Genomic DNA, 16,146 nt, shown 5'->3' with positions numbered 1-16,146 from the left:
TGATGCTCCGCCCAATAAAAAACGGCCTTTCGGCCGTTTTTTATTGGGCTTGCCCTGGGCAGATGAATCAAAACCCGAACGATTGCTGGACACCTGGCTGCGCCAATGACTGACTGATCACCTGCATATCACGCCACGCCTCGTCGAAACCGGAACGATGCGCCGCTTTTCCTGCCACCGCATCGGCAAACGCCTGGAACTCTGCGGCATAACCATCGTCGTCGGGGCGCTGCTCCACCGTTTCACCGCCAAGCGTGCGAATCCGCAGACAAGTCCCGTCATACTCGGCACAGCCATGCTCGGCCAACAGCTGCAAGCGCCACTCCTGGCTGCCCACGGCGGAAAAGTACAGGTTGAGCGAGCCATGCGCACCGGTTTCGGTCTGGAACTGCAGGCTGCCACCGTCGAACCGCCCCAGATGCGGTTGAACGCGCGAAGGCAACAGCGTGGCCCGGGTGATCTCGCCCAGCAGCGCCCGCACCACCGCCACGTAGTGCACTCCCGCATCCAGCAACAATCCATCCGGGAAGGCATCGCTGCTACGCCAGCCGCTGATGATGTAGCGGTTGTCCGGTGCCATCCGCGACATGGCATTCCAGTGCAACGCGTACGGTCGACCCGCCTCGCCACTGGCAATCCAGGCTCGCAGCCGTTCCACGAACCAGGCATAGCGATAGTTCTCCGCCACCATGGTGACAAGCTGCGGGTAGCGATCTGCCAATGCCTGCATCGCCAGCGCATCCGCTGGCGTGGCAGCCAGCGGCTTTTCAACCAGCACATGCTTGCCGGCAGCCAGCGCATCCCTCGTCGCAGCGAGATTGAGCGTGGCCGGCAGCACGATATCGACGGCATCGATATCGGTGCGCGCCAGCAGCTGTTGCCAATCCTCGTACCAATCGATCCCGCCGACCAGATCGGCAAAAGCCTGCGCCTTGGCGCCCGTACGGTTGCAGACCGCCACCAGTTGAATACGACCAGCCAGCTTTTGTAACGCCGGCCAATGCAGCTCGCGCGCCGCGACGCCACACCCCAGCAATCCGACCCGCAATGGCTTCAATGTTTCTCGCTCCGGCACGGCGCTCTCCATCGCACGGGCCACGCCCATGCCGCTATTTTAGCCTTTGGTGTTGCATGCCGTTACACGGCGTAGCGTTTCCGCCATTTGGCTACCCGCGCTTTATAGCTAGAATCCGCTGCGTTGATAAATCGACGCAGCCGCAAGGCCCCAAGTTAATTGGCAAATCGGCGTCGAGCTTAAACGGTTTTCTACCCTTAAACATAAGGCTATTCAAAATGAAACAATCGCTGATCGTTGCTGCTCTGTTCGCTGTTGCCCTGTCCGCTTGCGGCAAGAAAGATGAGGCTGTTGAAGCTTCGGCAGTTGCTTCGGCTCCGGTTGAAGCTTCGGCTCCGGTCGCTTCGGCTCCGGTTGCTGCTTCGGCTCCGGCTTCGGCCCCGGCTGCTTCGGCTGCTTCGGCTGCCAAGTAATTCGCGCTTAGCGAATCGCGAAAAGCCGACCGCAAGGTCGGCTTTTTGTTTTTGCGGCACAATGCGCTCCCTGCCATTGCCCATGTCGCCCCATGCAGATCTTGCTGCCCCGCTGGATCATTCCCATCCAGCCTCGCGTCATTCTTGAAGCGCATGCACTGATCATCGACGATTCCCGTATCGTCGATCTGCTGCCCGCCAGCGACGCGCTCACCCAATACCCGGAAGCCACCGTCACCCGCCTGCCGCAACACGTGTTGCTGCCCGGCCTTGTCAATCTGCATGCGCATTCGGCGATGACGCTGCTGCGCGGCTATGCCGACGACCTCGCGCTGATGACCTGGCTGAACGAGCACATCTGGCCCGCCGAGGGGCGGCATGTATCGGACGAGTTTGTGTTCGACGGCACCTTGCTCGCCATCGCCGAGATGATCGCCGGCGGCACGACCTGCTGCAACGACATGTATTTCCACCATGGCGCGGTGGCCCGGGCGGCGCTAGCCAGCGATTTTCGCATGATGGTTGGCTGCTCCATCCTGGAATTCCCCACGCCCTATGCAGCGAATGCCGACGGCTATATTGGCAAGGCGCGGGCCTGCATCGACGAATTTCGCGGCGAGTCGCTCGTCGGCTTCACGTTGGCGCCGCACGCGCCGTACACGGTCAGCGACGACACCTTCCGCCGCGTGGTCACGCTGGCCGACGAGCTCGATGTCGGCATTCATTGCCATATCCACGAAACACAGGACGAGATCGCCGGCAGCCTCAGGGAACATGGCGTGCGCCCGCTGGCGCGATTGGCCAGTCTCGGCGTGCTGGGCAGCAACCTGATCGCCGCGCATATGGTGCACACCAGCGACGACGAGCTGGCACTGCTGGCACGGCACGGCGTGCACGTGGCGCACAATCCCGCCTCCAATCTCAAGCTGGCCTCGGGCTTTGCCCGCATCGCCGACCAGCTCGCCGCTGGCATCAATGTCGGCATCGGCACCGACGGCGCCGCCAGCAACAACAAGCTCGACCTGCTCGCCGAATTGCGGCTCGCCGCCCTGCTGGCCAAGGGCGCCAGCGGTAATCCTGAAGTGCTGCCGGCCTGGCAGGCACTGGAAATGGCCACGCTGGGCGGCGCCCGCGCGCTGGGCTGGGATACGCGCATCGGCAGCCTGGAAGCGGGCAAGGAGGCCGACGTGATCGCGGTCGACCTCTCCGCGGCCGGGACGCAGCCATGTTACGATCCGGTCTCCCATCTCGTGTATGCGGCCGACCGCAACCAGGTCAGCCATGTCTGGATCGCCGGGCGCGCGGTGTATGCCGAACATCGCCATTTGAGCCTCGATCTGCCCGACATCCAGCAGCGCGCCCGGCGCTGGCACGATCGAATCATCGCCCGAGCCTGACCATGTCCGATACCGCCGCCCCCATCGTCAATGCCGACGCCGCCGAACTCGCCAAGTTCTCCGCCCTTGCCCACAAGTGGTGGGACAAGGACAGCGAGTTCAAGCCACTGCACGACATCAACCCACTGCGACTCGACTTCATCGAGCAGCACGTGCCGCTTGCCGGGCAGAAAGTGGTCGATGTCGGTTGCGGCGGCGGCATCCTCTCGGAAGGGTTGGCGCAGCGCGGCGCGCTGGTCACCGGCATTGATCTCGCTGATAAATCGCTGAAGATCGCCAAGCTGCACGCGATGGAATCGAATCTCGTCATCGATTACCGCAAGGTGCCGGTGGAGGAGCTGGCTACCGAGGCGCCGGGTAGCTTCGACGTGGTCACCTGCCTGGAGATGCTGGAGCATGTGCCCTCGCCCGCCAGCGTGGTCGCAGCCTGCGCCGAACTCGCCCGCCCGGGTGGCTGGATTTTCTTCTCCACGCTGAACCGCAACGCCAAGAGCTATCTGCTGGCGGTGCTGGGCGCCGAATACGTGCTTGGCATGCTGCCACGCGGCACGCACGACTATGCCAAGTTCATCAAGCCATCCGAGCTGGGCCGCATGACGCGTACCGCGGGGCTCGATACCGTCAGCCTCACCGGCCTCAACTACAAGCCGCTCGGCCGCATCTACGAACTGGGCGGCGACACCGATGTGAACTACCTCGTCGCTTGCAGGAAGCCGGCATGATCAAGGCCGTCCTGTTCGATCTCGACGGCACGCTGGCCGATACCGCAGCCGACCTCGGCGGCGCACTCAACCGCCTGCTGCTCGAAGAAGGCCTACCGATCCAGCCCTATTCGGCCATCCGCCCCATTGCCAGCCACGGCGCACGCGGCCTGTTGGAACTGGGCTTTGGCGTGACGCCAGCCGATCCCCGCTTCGCCGAGCTGCGTCAGCGCTTCCTCGATCACTACGCGTACTGCCTCACCGCCGAAACCACGCTGTTCGATGGCATTGCGCCGCTGATCGAGCAGCTGGCGGCGCGCGACCTGGCATGGGGCATCGTCACCAACAAGCCGGCGCGCTTCACCGATCCGCTGGTGGCACAGCTCTCCTGGCCGGTACCGCCGGCAGTCATTGTCTCCGGCGACACCGTTGGCGTCGCCAAGCCCGACCCCAAGCCGATGCGCTTCGCCGCCGAGCAATTGGGTCTCCCCGCCAACCTGTGCTGGTACGTTGGCGACGCCGAACGCGACATCGAAGCGGGCCGTGCAGTCGAGATGAAGACCGTGCTCGCCGGCTGGGGCTATATCGCCGATGCCGACCGACCGCACGAATGGGGCGCCGATTTCAGCATCCGCCATCCGCTCGAGCTGCTGCCGCACCTGCCGGTCTGATCGGCCTTCGTTACGACAAGCCGTACAAACCGTCACCGGCGCCCCTGCCCGACCGCAGGGCGCCGGGCCGCAACACCTCTGCCATCCCGACCTTCCCCATTCGGCAAAACCCTAGCTTGTAAAGCCTACTTCACGCGTCCAGCATTTAAGAAATCACTTGAACTGGCCGAGCCCGGCATAGGACGCGCGGAATGGACGAGGAACTGAAGAAGAAAGCCCTGGAATACCACCTGCTGCCGCGACCGGGAAAGATCCAGGTCGTGCCGACCAAGGGGCTGTCCAGCCAGCGCGATCTGGCGCTGGCCTATTCGCCCGGCGTCGCAGCTGCCTGCATGGCCATCGTCGAAGATCCGAACCAGGCGCGCAACCTCACTGCCCGCGGCAACCTCGTCGCGGTCGTCTCCAACGGCACCGCGGTGCTGGGTCTCGGCGACATCGGCCCACTGGCCGGCAAGCCGGTGATGGAAGGCAAGGGCGTGCTGTTCAAGAAGTTTGCCGGTATCGATGTATTCGACATCGAGATCGAACAGAAGGACCCGGAAATGCTGGTCGAGATCATCGCCAGCCTGGAGCCGACCTTCGGCGGCATCAATCTGGAAGACATCAAGGCGCCCGAGTGCTTCTACGTCGAGAAGAAGCTGCGCGAGCGCATGAAGATCCCCGTGTTCCACGACGACCAGCATGGCACCGCCATCATCGTCGGCGCGGCGGTGAAGAACGGCCTTCGTCTGGTTGGCAAGGACATCGGCTCGGTGAAATTGGTGGCCAGTGGCGCCGGCGCCGCAGCGATCGCCTGTCTGGACCTGCTGGTCTCACTCGGCGTGCGGCGCGAAAACGTGCTGGTGTGCGATTCCAAGGGTGTGATCCACAGTGAGCGTAGCGGGCTCGACGAGACCAAGCAGCGCTACGCACGCGACACACCGCATCGCACGCTGAACGATGCCATCGCTGGCGCGGATATCTTCCTGGGCCTCTCCGGCGCCGGGCTTGTCAGTCCGGACATGGTCAAGGCCATGGCTGAGCATCCGCTGATCCTGGCACTGGCCAACCCCGATCCTGAAATTACCCCACCCGAGGCACGCGCCGCGCGCGCCGACGCCGTGGTGTGCACCGGCCGTTCTGACTACCCGAACCAGGTCAACAACGTGCTGTGCTTCCCCTTCATGTTCCGTGGCGCGCTCGACGTGGGCGCCACCACCATCACCGAGAGCATGAAGCACGCCGCGGTCGATGCCATCGCCGAGCTGGCGCATGCCGAGCAATCCGACGTCGTGGCCGATGCCTATGTCGGTCAGAACCTGCGCTTTGGGCCGGACTACCTGATCCCCAAGCCCTTCGATCCACGGCTGATCGTGAAGATCGCGCCCGCCGTGGCGCAAGCAGCCATGGATGCCGGTGTCGCTACCAGGCCGATCGCCGACATGGGTGCCTACGTGGAGGAGCTGCAGCAGTTCGTCTACAAGTCCAACCTGTTCATGCGCCCGGTATTCTCGGCCGCGCGCAAGGTGCAGAAGCGCCTGGTGTTCTGCGAGGGTGAGGATGCGCGCGTGCTGCACGCGGTGCAGGAAGTGGTCGACATGAAGCTCGGCTATCCCATCCTGATCGGCCGCCCACGGGTGATCGAGATGCGCATCGAACAGGCGGGGCTGCGCATCAAGCCGGGGGTCGATTTCGAGCTGTGCAATCCGGAGGACGACCCGCGCTACCGTGAATACTGGACCATGTATCTGCAGCTGATGGAGCGGCGTGGCGTTTCCGAGGAGCTGGCCAAGTCCGAGGTGCGTGGCAAGACCACGCTGATCGGTGCGCTGATGGTGAAACGCGGCGAGGCCGATGCGCTGATCTGCGGCACCCACGGCCAATATCACCGCCACCACTGGTATCTGCAGAACGTGCTGGGCCGCGAGCCCGGCGTCAGCACCACCGCGGCGATGAACGCGCTGTTGATGACCAATGGCAACATCTTCATCGCCGACACCTATGTAAACCCCGACCCCAGTGCTGAACAGCTGGCCGAGATCACGCTGATGGCCGCCAACACCGTGCGCAAGTTCGGCATCCAGCCCAAGGTGGCATTGCTGAGCCATTCCAGCTTCGGCACGCTCGACAGCACCTCGGCACGCAAGATGCAGCAGACGCTGGCGCTGGTGCGCGAGCGCGCGCCGGATCTGGAAATCGATGGCGAGATGCACGGCGATGCCGCGCTGTCGGCTGATATCCGCGCCCAGGTCTTCCCCAATTCCACGCTGAAGGGCGAAGCCAACGTGCTGGTGATGCCCAATATCGATGCGGCCAATATCTCGTTCAACCTGCTGAAGATCTCCGCCGGCGACGGTGTGACCATCGGCCCCATCCTGCTCGGCATCGCCGCGCCGGCGCACATCCTCACGCCCACCGCCTCGGTACGGCGCATCGTCAACATGGCGGCGCTCGCCGCCGTGGAAGCCGCGACCAAATCCTGACCATCGCCAGAGCCCGGCCTGCCGCCTACAATGGCGGCAGGCGCCCGGTGGCGCCGTGACGGAGCGCGCCATGAGCGAATTCAACCCCAGCGACCCTTTCGGTTTCTTCGGCCAGTTCTTCAAGCCCGGCCAAGCCAATCCCTTCATGCCGCCGCTCAGCGAAGAGGAACTCGATCGCAAGATCCTCGAATGCCGCACCGTTGAGCAATGGCTGACCATGCAGGTCGGCATGCTGCAGATGACGGTGAAGACACTGGAGCTGCAAAAGGCTGGCCTAGCCGCCTTCAAGCAGGGACTGGAACCCAAGGGCCATCCACCTGACCAAGACGCATGACCCGCCTCCTCGCCCCTGTCCTCGCCAGCACGCTGCTGCTGGCTGCCTGCACCACACCGCCAAGCACCCCGACGACGCCCGTCACTGGCCACACGCCAGGCACCGTCACACCGACGTCACAACCGGTCGCCCGTTATCAGCTTACCGACTGGTCGGCACTGCCGCAGACTGCCGATACCGACCTCGTTGCCGGCTTCGATGCCTGGCGCCGCCACTGCAGCAAGGCCCGCGAGTCGGCCTTCAAGCCGGTTTGCGCCGACGCTGCCAAGATCGCGCCGGATGCGGCGGCGATCCGCGCATTCCTGCAATCGCGTCTCACGCCGTATGCATTGCGCAACGATGATGGCAGCGATAGCGGCCTGATCACCGGCTATTACGAACCGGTCTACCCCGGCAGCCGGGAACGCAGCGCCGCGGCCAGCGTGCCGGTCTACGGCGTGCCGGACGACCTGATCACGGTCGAGCTCGCCAGCATCTATCCCGAACTCAAGGGCAAGCGGCTGCGCGGCCGCGTCGAAGGCCGCAAGCTGGTGCCATATCCCGACGCCGGCACCATCCAGCGTGAGGGCCTTGCCACGCCGGCGCTCGCCTGGCTGACCGACCCGGTGGACCTGCAATTCATGCAGGTTCAGGGTTCGGGCCGGGTCCGGCTGGCTGATGGCAGCGAGCTACGGCTGGGCTACGCCGACCAGAACGGCCACCCCTACAAGCCAGTGGGGCGTTGGCTGGTCGAGCAAGGTGTGCTGCCAGCAAGCGAAGTCTCGATGCAATCGATCCGCCAATGGGCCCGCGCCAACCCCACTCGCCTCGCGGAACTGCTCGCCAGCAACCCCAGCTTCGTGTTCTTCCGCACGCTGCCCGCCTCGAACGATGGCCCCATCGGCGCGATGGGCGTGGCGCTCACCGCCGGCTACAGCTTGGCGATCGATCCCAAGGCCGTGCCACTGGGCAGCCCGATGTTGATCGCCACCACCACGCCGGACGGTGCGCCGCTGCAGCGACTGGCCGCCGCCCAGGATACCGGGGGTGCGATCCGTGGCCAGGTCCGCGCCGATTTCTTCTACGGCACCGGCGATGCCGCCGGTGAGCTCGCCGGCCGGATGAAGCAGCCGGGCAAGCTCTGGCTGCTGTGGCCCAAGGGTGCACCGCCGCCGCAATAAGCGGCTGTCGTGCAGCCTGTTGCACGGGTGGGTCGCAAAGTTGACCGCCCGTGCCGGCTTGGGCAAGATGCAGGCTTACGTTCAATTCGTGGTTTTCCCGCATATCATGGCTTTCCACTCCAACGAGATCTGGCTCGAATGGCGATGGCGTCGCTGGCAATAACGGCCGCACGCCCCTTCCTGTCGCCTTTCCCATCGTTTGGAGTTCGTCATGACCACCCGTGAACAATTCGCGGCGCTTGCCGCGCAGGGCTATAACCGCGTCCCTGTGATCCTTGAGCTCTACGCCGACCTCGACACTCCCCTGTCGGTTTATCTCAAGCTCGCCAACCGCCCCTATTCCTATCTGCTCGAGTCGGTCGTCGGCGGCGAGCGCTTCGGCCGCTATTCGTTCATTGGCCTGCCAGCGCGCACCCGCCTTACCGTGACAGGCCGCCACGTCGACGTGATCCGCGACGATCAGGTGATCGAGACTTTCGACGGCAACCCACTCGACTTCATCGCCGAGTTCCAAGCACGCTTCAAGGCGCCGCATCGCGACAACCTGCCACGCTTTCTCGGCGGCCTCGTCGGCTACTTCGGCTACGAGACCATCGGCTACATCGAAAAGAAGCTGGCCGAGCAGCACAAGCCCGACCCCATCGGTGCGCCGGACATCCAGCTGTTGCTGTCCGAGGAGCTGGTCGTCGTCGACAACCTCTCAGGCAAGCTCTACCTCGTGGTCTACGCCGACCCGAGCGAAACCGATGCCTACGCCCGCGCCGAGGAGCGGCTGTATGCATTGCGGCTCAAGCTGCGCGAGCCGGTGGCCGTACCGTTCAGTGGCCCCGCCGCCGAAGTGCATACGCCGGTTTCCGAATTCGGCGAGGAGCCGTTCAAAGCCGCGGTGCTCAAGGCCAAGGACTACATCCGCGACGGCGATGTGATGCAGGTCGTGTTGGCACAGCGCATGACCATGCCATTCGAGCAGGAGCCGCTGGCACTCTATCGCGCGCTGCGCTCGATCAACCCCTCGCCGTACATGTTCTTCTATCACTTCGGCGACATGCATATCGTCGGTGCCTCGCCGGAGATCCTGGTCCGGCTCGAAGGCGAGACGGTTACCGTGCGCCCGATTGCCGGGACCCGTCCGCGCGGCAAGACCCGCGATCAGGACGAAGCACTGGCCGAGGAGCTGCTGGCCGATGCCAAGGAGATCGCCGAGCACGTGATGCTGATCGATCTGGGCCGCAACGACGCCGGCCGCGTCGCCGAGACCGGCTCGGTCAAGCTGGTCGACAAGATGATCATCGAGCGCTACTCGCACGTGATGCACATCGTCTCCAGCGTCGAAGCCCGCCTGAAACAAGGCCAAAGCGCCATCGACGTACTCAAGGCCACCTTCCCCGCTGGCACTGTATCCGGCGCACCCAAGGTGCGAGCGATGGAAATCATCCAGGAACTGGAACCGACCAAGCGTGGCGTCTATTCCGGCGCAGTGGGTTACCTCGGCTTCAACGGCGACATGGACGTGGCGATTGCGCTGCGTACCGCCGTGGTCAAGAACGACACGCTGTTCATGCAGGCCGGCGCCGGCATCGTTGCCGACTCTGTCCCCGACAGCGAATGGCAGGAGACGTTGAACAAGGCCCGCGCCGTGCTGCGCGCCGCCGAGCTGGTTCAACGCGGGCTCGACGCCTGATTCCGGATCAAGAGGATACTGCCATGCTGCTGATGATCGACAATTTCGACTCCTTTACCTACAACCTGGTGCAGTACTTTGGCGAGCTCGGCCAGGACGTGCGCGTCTACCGCAACGACGAGATCACGCTGGACCAGATCGAGGCGCTCGCCCCCAAGTATCTGGTGGTGTCACCCGGCCCCTGCTCGCCCACTGAGGCCGGCATTTCGGTGCCAGCCATTCAGCACTTCGCCGGTAAGCTGCCCATCCTTGGCGTCTGCCTCGGCCACCAGGCCATCGGCCAGGCGCTGGGCGGCAAGGTGATCCACGCCAAGACGCTGATGCACGGCAAGGTGTCACCAATCGAGCACACCAATCAGGGTGTGTTCCGCAACCTGCCCTCCCCCTTCACCGTGACCCGCTACCACTCGCTGGCCATCGAACGTGAAACGCTGCCCGACTGCCTCGAAGTCACCGCATGGACGGAAGACGGCGAAATCATGGGCGTGCGCCACACGACGCTGGCGATCGAGGGCGTGCAGTTCCATCCCGAATCGATCCTGACCGAGCATGGCCACGCCATGCTGGATAATTTCCTCAAGGAACATGCCTGACCCTGCGCGGCAATGCCGACGCCTCGCCTAGGAGACGCACTATGATCACCGTCCAGCAGGCCCTGAATCGCCTGATCGACAACAACGAGCTGTTCTACGACGAAATGCTGCACCTGATGCGGCAGATCATGACCGGCGAGATCACCCCGGTGCAGACCGCAGCGCTGCTGATAGGCCTGCGCACCAAGGTCGAGAGCGTATCCGAGATCGCCGCCTCGGCGACTGTGATGCGCGAGTTCTCGACCAAGGTGCAAGTAGTAGATCGCCGTCACCTGGTCGACACCTGTGGCACCGGCGGCGATGGCGCGCACACCTTCAATATCTCCACCTGCTCGGCCTTCGTAGCTGCGGCTGCCGGAGTCAAGGTCGCCAAGCATGGCGGGCGCTCAGTGTCGTCGAGCTCCGGTTCGGCCGACGTGCTCGAAGCCTTCGGCGTCAATCTGCAGCTCACACCGGAACAGGCTGGCCACTGCATCGACGAAGTCGGCCTCGGCTTCATGTTCGCACCCAACCATCATCCGGCGATGAAGTATGTGGCACCGATCCGCCGCGAGATGGGCGTGCGCACCATCTTCAATATCCTGGGCCCGCTGACCAACCCGGCTGGCGCAGACAACCAGCTGATGGGTGTGTTCCACCCCGATCTCGTCGGCATCCAGGCGCGTGTGCTCCAGCAGCTCGGCTCCAGGCACGTGATGATCGTCCATGGCCGTGACGGGCTCGACGAAATCAGCCTGATGGACAAGACACTGGTATCCGAGCTCAAGGATGGCGATATCACCGAATACGAACTCGATCCGCGCGAGCTCGGCTTCGAATTCTGCGACGTGAAGGCGCTACACGCCGGTGATGCACAGCAATCGAAGGCCATCATCGAAGGCGTGTTGGCCGGCGAGACCGGCCCCTGCCGCGACATCGTGCTGCTGAACGCCGGCGCCGCCATCTACACCGCCAACCTGGCCGTCACGCTGGAAGACGGCATCAGCGCCGCCAATGATGTGCTAAAGAGCGGTGCCGCCCGCGCCAAGCTCGACGCGCTGGTGCAATTCACCCAACAGTTTGCGAAGCAGTGACCATGTCCGACATCCTGAAGAAAATCTGGGCCACCAAGCGCGAGGAAGTCGCCAGCGCCCGCCGCGCCATCCCGCTCGCCGTAATCCGTGAGCAGGCAGAGGCCAACGGCGCTGACCTGCGCGATTTCGTCGGCGCCATCCGCGCCAAGCACACAGCCCAACAAGCCGCAGTCATTGCCGAGATCAAGAAGGCCAGCCCGTCCAAGGGCGTGATCCGTGCCGACTTCAATCCCGCCGAGCACGCTGCCGACTACGCTGCCCACGGCGCGGCCTGCCTGTCGGTACTGACCGACACGCCTTATTTCCAAGGCCACCCGGACTTCCTCAAGGCCGCGCGCGCTGCCTGCACCTTGCCGGCGCTACGCAAGGACTTCATGGTCGACGAATACCAGCTGTTCGAAGCGCGTGCCTGGGGCGCGGATTGTGTGCTGCTGATCGCCGCCGAACTGAGCCTCGCCGAAATGCGCGACTTCGAAGCGATTGCCCATGCGCTCGGCATGGCGGTGCTGGTCGAGGTGCACAACGGTGAGGAACTGGATGCCGCACTCGAACTGGCCACGCCCCTCGTCGGCATCAACAACCGCAACCTGCGCAGCTTCGAGGTCAGCCTCGATACCACGCTGGGCCTGCTGGAACGCATCCCTGCCGACCGCATCGTGGTGACCGAGAGCGGCATTCATACAGTAAATGATGTTGCGCTGATGCAACAAAACCATGTGCATACCTTTCTGGTTGGCGAGGCATTCATGCGTCAGCAACAGCCCGGAAAGGCGCTTCAATCCTTGTTTCCAGCGCAATAGCGTTTAGCGCCAGGCAGACCACCACCACGCCCGCTTACGCGGGCGTTGTCATATAAGCGTCACGAGCCCCATCTATCCTCGCCACTGTTCATTCGACAGGCACAAAAACTTTCGAATAAGAACAAATGCCTTTATGTTATTTTGAAATAAAGGCACCTCCGGATATGCTCCGGGGGCGTTAGGTCAGCGCTTCGCTGCCCGGCCCGAATCCATCGTCACCGTGCCATCCACGTGGCGAAATTTTAAGCAACAGGAGAAATTTGCAATGAAGAAGCTGATCGCCCTCGCACTCGCGTCCGCGTTCGCCGCCCCGCTCGTTTTCGCCGACGTGACTATTGGCGGCAGCGCTCGCTCTGCGCTGGACTATGTCGATTACAGCGGCACCAGCAACAAGGACAGCCAGTTCCGCATCGCCGACCAGTCTTCGCGTATCTTTTTCAAGATCGAAGACAAGCTGGACAACGGCGCTTCGGTGCTTGTGCACTTGGAAAGCCGCTTCAATATCGGCGTTGGCTCGAGCGATACGACTTGGGGTTCGCGTAATACCTTCATCGGCTACAAGAGCGATCTGGGTCTCCTGGCATTCGGTAAGCGCGACAACGCTTACAAGCTCGCATCGGCAGACTACCTGCAGGCACTGGAAGCCGTATTCAACGATGACGCCAGCTACTACGGCAAGGATCAAATCCTGCGTCGCCTCGGTGATCGCCAGCCGCAAATCATTGCTTACGACAGCCCGAGCTGGGGCGGATTCAAGGTCAAGGCCAGCTACAACCTCGACCCGGATCAGACTGATGGCCTCGATGCCAGCACTGCAGCTGTGACCGGCTCCTATAGCAACGACACCTTCAGCATCGGTGGCGCCTATGCCTTGGCCGACGACCAATCCAAGCTGGGCACCAAGGCAGCGAATGCCTCGAACACTGGCTGGCAAGTTGGCGGTACAGTCAAGTTGGGCGACGGCTCGATCAGCGCCGTGTGGGAACGCGTCAATTTCGATAACGGCACGACCGATGCGGACCAGGACAGCTATGCACTGGCCGGCACCTACAAATTCGGCAAGTTCACCGTTCAAGGTGCCTATCTGGTTGCAGATGAACTGGACAACGTTGCTGACTCCGGCGCGCAACAGTTCACTCTGGGTGGCCAGTACAGCCTGTCCAAGCAATCGCGTGTCTACCTGACCTACACCAAGGTCGATAACGATAGCAACGCCAAGTTCAAGACCGAAGGCCCGGGCCTGACCCTTGCGAACGGTAACGATCTGAGCATCGTTTCGCTGGGCGTGCGCACCGACTTCTAAGTCGAACTCGCAGCAAAGACAACGGGGAGCTTAGCTCCCCGTTGTCTTTGGCCATTCACATCGCGGCGAATACGACTACTCAAACCGACAAGCACCTACTCCAGATCGCTCGACCAGCCTTCCGGGCGAATCAGCGCATTCTCGAAGCGTGAGTACATACCCTTGAACACCAGCGGCACCTTGCCCACCGGGCCATTCCGGTGCTTGCCCAGGATGCATTCGGCCAAGCCCTTGTGGGGCGAATCCGGGTTGTAGTATTCGTCGCGGTACATGAACATGATCAAGTCTGCATCCTGTTCGATGGCGCCCGATTCGCGCAGATCGGACATCATTGGGCGCTTGTCGGTGCGGCTTTCCACCTGCCGGGAAAGCTGCGACAGCGCAATGATCGGTACCTGCAACTCCTTGGCCAAGGACTTCAGCGAGCGGGAGATTTCCGACACTTCCGCCGCGCGATTCTGGTCCTTGCCGCCAGCGCGGCCCGCCATCAGCTGGATGTAATCAATCACGATCAGGCCAAGCTGCCCGCCGACCTGCCGCGCCAGCCGACGGGCGCGGGTACGTAGATCCAGCGCCGTGAGCGCGCCGGTTTCCTCAATGTAGATCGGCGCCTCCGAGAGCTTGTTCACCGCGTGGGTGAGCTTCATCCAGTCCTCATCCTCGAAGCGACCGGTCTTGAGCTTGTGCATGTCGATGCGACCGATCGAACCGACCATCCGCATGCCAAGCTGGGCCGCCCCCATTTCCATCGAAAAGATGGCCACCGGCAGCTTGAGTTCGCAGCCAACATGCTCGGCGATGTTCACCGAGAACGCGGTCTTGCCCATCGAAGGCCGGCCTGCGACGATGATCAGGTCACCCTTTTGCAGGCCCGAGGTCATCTTGTCCAGATCGATGAAGCCTGATGCCACACCGGTCACTTCGGACGGGTTGTCCTGCTGGTACAGATAGTCGATCCGCTCGACGATTTCCTTGAGGATGGGTGGCATGGCGATGAAGCCCTGCTTGCCCTTCTGCTGCTGCTCGGCGATCTGAAACACGCGCGATTCGGCCTCGTCCAGCACCTCGGCCGCGTCGCGGCCATTCGGGTTGTAGGCTGAATCAGCAATCTCGGTGCCAACGCTGGCCAGCTGGCGCATCACCGACTTCTCGCGCACGATTTCGGCGTAGCGGCGAATATTGGCCGCCGATGGCGTATTGGCCACCAGCGAGCCCAGATAGGCGAGTCCACCGACGTAGGTCAGCTCGTTGGCATTGTCGAGGGACTCGGCGACAGTGATGACGTCGGCCGGGCGATTGTGCTCGATCAGCTTGAGGATGTGATGCCAGATGCGCGCGTGATCGTCGCGATAGAAATCGCTCTCGGCAAGTACGTCGGCCACCTTGTCGAACGCGGTGTTCTCCAGCAGCAAACCACCCAGCACCGATTGCTCGGCCTCCAGCGAGTGCGGCGGCAGCTTGATCGCTGCGATCTCGCTGGCAGCCCCAGCGGCATAGGCCGGCGGCACGTAATCCCGCTCAGGCTGCGGGAACGCGGGTTGCAGCTCGTAAGCGGTGGCGGTAGGATGCTCGGTCATCGGTCTGGCATTACAAGACGGCAGGCCATTCTAACAGTGCAGCCCCTTCGGGGCGACGCCATTCGCCCTTCCATGCAGCGCATCCGCAAGTCCGTTCTGGTCCCCCATTCGGCCGAACACCTGTATCAGCTGGTCGACCGGGTCGAGGACTATCCCAAGTTCCTGCCTTGGTGTGGCGGCGTAGAAATCCACGAGCGCAGCGACACCTTGCTCGATGCCACCATCCGCATCGAGTTCCTCCGGGTCAAGTCGTTCTTTCGCACCCGCGACATCAAGAGCGAGAACCGAATCGACATGGAATTCGTCGATGGCCCGTTCAAGGCGCTCAAGGGCGTATGGCGATTCACCCCGCTGATGGAGGATGCGTGCCGCATCGAGTTCGATCTGGACTATGAATTCTCCAGCCGGACGCTGGAAGCGGTGATCGGCCCGGTGTTCAGCAAGATCGCAGCCACCTTTGTCGATGCCTTCATCGCGCGTGCCGACCAGCTCCATGGCTGAGCTGCTGCGCGTCGAGGTGGTGTATGCGCTGCCTGACCGGCAACAGCTGGTCACCCTGACACTGGCGGCCGGCAGCACCGCCGCCGACGCCATTGCCCGCTCCGGCCTGCTGCAGGCCTTTCCCGAGATCGATCTTGCCCGCAGCGCGATCGGTATCTTCAGCAAGATCGTGAAACCAGAGACCGTATTGCGCGATCACGACCGGGTCGAGATTTATCGTCCGCTACAGGCGGACCCCAAGGACGTCAGGCGTCAACGGGTGGAAGAAGGTCGCTCAACCAGAAGCAAATGATGTCCCGGCGAAATCGACAGATCGTGCTTTACGCCACGCTGCTCGCGTGCAGCACCGCCATGATTGCTGCATTGCTGTACCACCAGTTGCAGGATTTTTGGGCAATCGACCGT

Annotated in this window: 16 protein-coding genes; 14 read left to right on the top strand and 2 right to left on the bottom strand. The window is 63.0% G+C overall.

Annotated elements, in window-relative coordinates; all coding sequences use genetic code 11:
* Positions 1-67: 67 nt before the first annotated feature.
* Positions 68-1,105 carry a Gfo/Idh/MocA family protein gene (locus FLM21_RS07305; protein ID WP_148714938.1) on the bottom strand — a complete coding sequence of 346 codons (1,038 nt, stop codon included), beginning with the start codon at positions 1,103-1,105 and terminating at the stop codon, positions 68-70.
* A gap of 188 nt (positions 1,106-1,293) precedes the next feature.
* Between FLM21_RS07305 and FLM21_RS07300 the strand changes: the two genes are divergently transcribed.
* The 12 genes from FLM21_RS07300 (at position 1,294) to FLM21_RS07245 (ending at position 13,663) form a co-directional block, all read left to right on the top strand.
* The gene (locus FLM21_RS07300) at positions 1,294-1,488 is read left to right on the top strand and encodes a hypothetical protein (protein ID WP_148714937.1); all 195 of its coding nucleotides are present in this window, start codon (positions 1,294-1,296) and stop codon (positions 1,486-1,488) included.
* A gap of 92 nt (positions 1,489-1,580) precedes the next feature.
* Positions 1,581-2,885 carry a TRZ/ATZ family hydrolase gene (locus FLM21_RS07295; RefSeq protein ID WP_148714936.1) on the top strand — a complete coding sequence of 435 codons (1,305 nt, stop codon included), beginning with the start codon at positions 1,581-1,583 and terminating at the stop codon, positions 2,883-2,885.
* Positions 2,886-2,887: 2 nt separating this feature from the next.
* Entirely contained in the window at positions 2,888-3,607 is a 720-nt protein-coding gene (gene ubiG, locus FLM21_RS07290; protein WP_148714935.1) for a bifunctional 2-polyprenyl-6-hydroxyphenol methylase/3-demethylubiquinol 3-O-methyltransferase UbiG, read from the top strand.
* Entirely contained in the window at positions 3,604-4,257 is a 654-nt protein-coding gene (locus FLM21_RS07285; protein ID WP_148714934.1) for an HAD family hydrolase, read from the top strand. Before ubiG ends, FLM21_RS07285 begins: the two co-directional genes overlap by 4 nt.
* Positions 4,258-4,448: 191 nt before the next feature.
* Positions 4,449-6,719 (top strand): NADP-dependent malic enzyme, encoded by a 2,271-nt coding sequence (locus tag FLM21_RS07280; RefSeq protein WP_148714933.1) that lies wholly within the window; start codon positions 4,449-4,451, stop codon positions 6,717-6,719.
* A gap of 70 nt (positions 6,720-6,789) precedes the next feature.
* The gene (locus tag FLM21_RS07275; RefSeq protein WP_148714932.1) at positions 6,790-7,053 is read left to right on the top strand and encodes a PhaM family polyhydroxyalkanoate granule multifunctional regulatory protein; all 264 of its coding nucleotides are present in this window, start codon (positions 6,790-6,792) and stop codon (positions 7,051-7,053) included.
* Positions 7,050-8,213: a murein transglycosylase A gene (gene mltA / locus FLM21_RS07270; protein ID WP_148714931.1), complete on the top strand. Its 1,164-nt coding sequence runs from the start codon at positions 7,050-7,052 to the stop codon at positions 8,211-8,213. The genes FLM21_RS07275 and mltA overlap by 4 nt, the downstream gene beginning before the upstream one ends.
* 211 nt (positions 8,214-8,424) lie before the next feature.
* Complete coding sequence (gene trpE / locus FLM21_RS07265) at positions 8,425-9,894, top strand: anthranilate synthase component I (protein ID WP_148714930.1); 1,470 nt, start codon at positions 8,425-8,427, stop codon at positions 9,892-9,894.
* Between the two features lie 23 nt (positions 9,895-9,917).
* Positions 9,918-10,487, top strand: coding sequence for an aminodeoxychorismate/anthranilate synthase component II (locus FLM21_RS07260; protein WP_148714929.1), 570 nt, complete (start codon positions 9,918-9,920; stop codon positions 10,485-10,487).
* A 41-nt stretch (positions 10,488-10,528) separates the two neighbouring features.
* Positions 10,529-11,560 (top strand): anthranilate phosphoribosyltransferase, encoded by a 1,032-nt coding sequence (trpD, locus tag FLM21_RS07255; protein WP_148714928.1) that lies wholly within the window; start codon positions 10,529-10,531, stop codon positions 11,558-11,560.
* Between the two features lie 2 nt (positions 11,561-11,562).
* Positions 11,563-12,360 (top strand): indole-3-glycerol phosphate synthase TrpC, encoded by a 798-nt coding sequence (gene trpC, locus FLM21_RS07250; RefSeq protein WP_148714927.1) that lies wholly within the window; start codon positions 11,563-11,565, stop codon positions 12,358-12,360.
* A 265-nt stretch (positions 12,361-12,625) separates the two neighbouring features.
* Positions 12,626-13,663 (top strand): porin, encoded by a 1,038-nt coding sequence (locus tag FLM21_RS07245; protein WP_148714926.1) that lies wholly within the window; start codon positions 12,626-12,628, stop codon positions 13,661-13,663.
* A 95-nt stretch (positions 13,664-13,758) separates the two neighbouring features.
* Here FLM21_RS07245 and dnaB read toward each other — a convergent pair whose 3' ends face one another.
* A complete protein-coding gene (dnaB, locus tag FLM21_RS07240) occupies positions 13,759-15,240 on the bottom strand; it encodes a replicative DNA helicase (RefSeq protein ID WP_246120845.1) in 1,482 nt (493 codons plus the stop codon).
* A gap of 72 nt (positions 15,241-15,312) precedes the next feature.
* Here dnaB and FLM21_RS07235 point away from each other — a divergent pair, with 72 nt between their 5' ends.
* Positions 15,313-15,741, top strand: a complete 429-nt coding sequence (locus tag FLM21_RS07235; protein WP_148714925.1) for a type II toxin-antitoxin system RatA family toxin — start codon at positions 15,313-15,315, stop codon at positions 15,739-15,741.
* The gene (locus tag FLM21_RS07230; RefSeq protein ID WP_148714924.1) at positions 15,734-16,033 is read left to right on the top strand and encodes an RnfH family protein; all 300 of its coding nucleotides are present in this window, start codon (positions 15,734-15,736) and stop codon (positions 16,031-16,033) included. The genes FLM21_RS07235 and FLM21_RS07230 overlap by 8 nt, the downstream gene beginning before the upstream one ends.
* Positions 16,034-16,146 lie beyond the last annotated feature (113 nt).

This window comes from Chitinolyticbacter meiyuanensis, from assembly GCF_008033135.1.
In the GTDB taxonomy this organism is placed as follows: domain Bacteria; phylum Pseudomonadota; class Gammaproteobacteria; order Burkholderiales; family Chitinibacteraceae; genus Chitinolyticbacter; species Chitinolyticbacter meiyuanensis.
Note: the sequence above shows the minus strand (reverse complement) of the source record. Positions and strands in the feature narration are given on the sequence as shown.

Bases quoted from the DNA above. Each gene is read 5' to 3' on its own strand.
- FLM21_RS07285 (WP_148714934.1), top strand. From the start codon at position 3,604: ATGATCAAGGCCGTCCTGTTCGATCTCGACGGCACGCTGGCCGATACC.
- ubiG (WP_148714935.1), top strand. From the start codon at position 2,888: ATGTCCGATACCGCCGCCCCCATCGTCAATGCCGACGCCGCCGAACTC.
- FLM21_RS07235 (WP_148714925.1), top strand. From the start codon at position 15,313: ATGCAGCGCATCCGCAAGTCCGTTCTGGTCCCCCATTCGGCCGAACAC.
- trpC (WP_148714927.1), top strand. From the start codon at position 11,563: ATGTCCGACATCCTGAAGAAAATCTGGGCCACCAAGCGCGAGGAAGTC.
- FLM21_RS07295 (WP_148714936.1), top strand. From the start codon at position 1,581: ATGCAGATCTTGCTGCCCCGCTGGATCATTCCCATCCAGCCTCGCGTC.
- FLM21_RS07280 (WP_148714933.1), top strand. From the start codon at position 4,449: ATGGACGAGGAACTGAAGAAGAAAGCCCTGGAATACCACCTGCTGCCG.
- dnaB (WP_246120845.1), bottom strand. From the start codon at position 15,240: ATGACCGAGCATCCTACCGCCACCGCTTACGAGCTGCAACCCGCGTTC.
- FLM21_RS07260 (WP_148714929.1), top strand. From the start codon at position 9,918: ATGCTGCTGATGATCGACAATTTCGACTCCTTTACCTACAACCTGGTG.
- trpE (WP_148714930.1), top strand. From the start codon at position 8,425: ATGACCACCCGTGAACAATTCGCGGCGCTTGCCGCGCAGGGCTATAAC.
- mltA (WP_148714931.1), top strand. From the start codon at position 7,050: ATGACCCGCCTCCTCGCCCCTGTCCTCGCCAGCACGCTGCTGCTGGCT.
- FLM21_RS07275 (WP_148714932.1), top strand. From the start codon at position 6,790: ATGAGCGAATTCAACCCCAGCGACCCTTTCGGTTTCTTCGGCCAGTTC.
- FLM21_RS07245 (WP_148714926.1), top strand. From the start codon at position 12,626: ATGAAGAAGCTGATCGCCCTCGCACTCGCGTCCGCGTTCGCCGCCCCG.
- FLM21_RS07300 (WP_148714937.1), top strand. From the start codon at position 1,294: ATGAAACAATCGCTGATCGTTGCTGCTCTGTTCGCTGTTGCCCTGTCC.
- FLM21_RS07305 (WP_148714938.1), bottom strand. From the start codon at position 1,105: ATGGGCGTGGCCCGTGCGATGGAGAGCGCCGTGCCGGAGCGAGAAACA.
- FLM21_RS07230 (WP_148714924.1), top strand. From the start codon at position 15,734: ATGGCTGAGCTGCTGCGCGTCGAGGTGGTGTATGCGCTGCCTGACCGG.
- trpD (WP_148714928.1), top strand. From the start codon at position 10,529: ATGATCACCGTCCAGCAGGCCCTGAATCGCCTGATCGACAACAACGAG.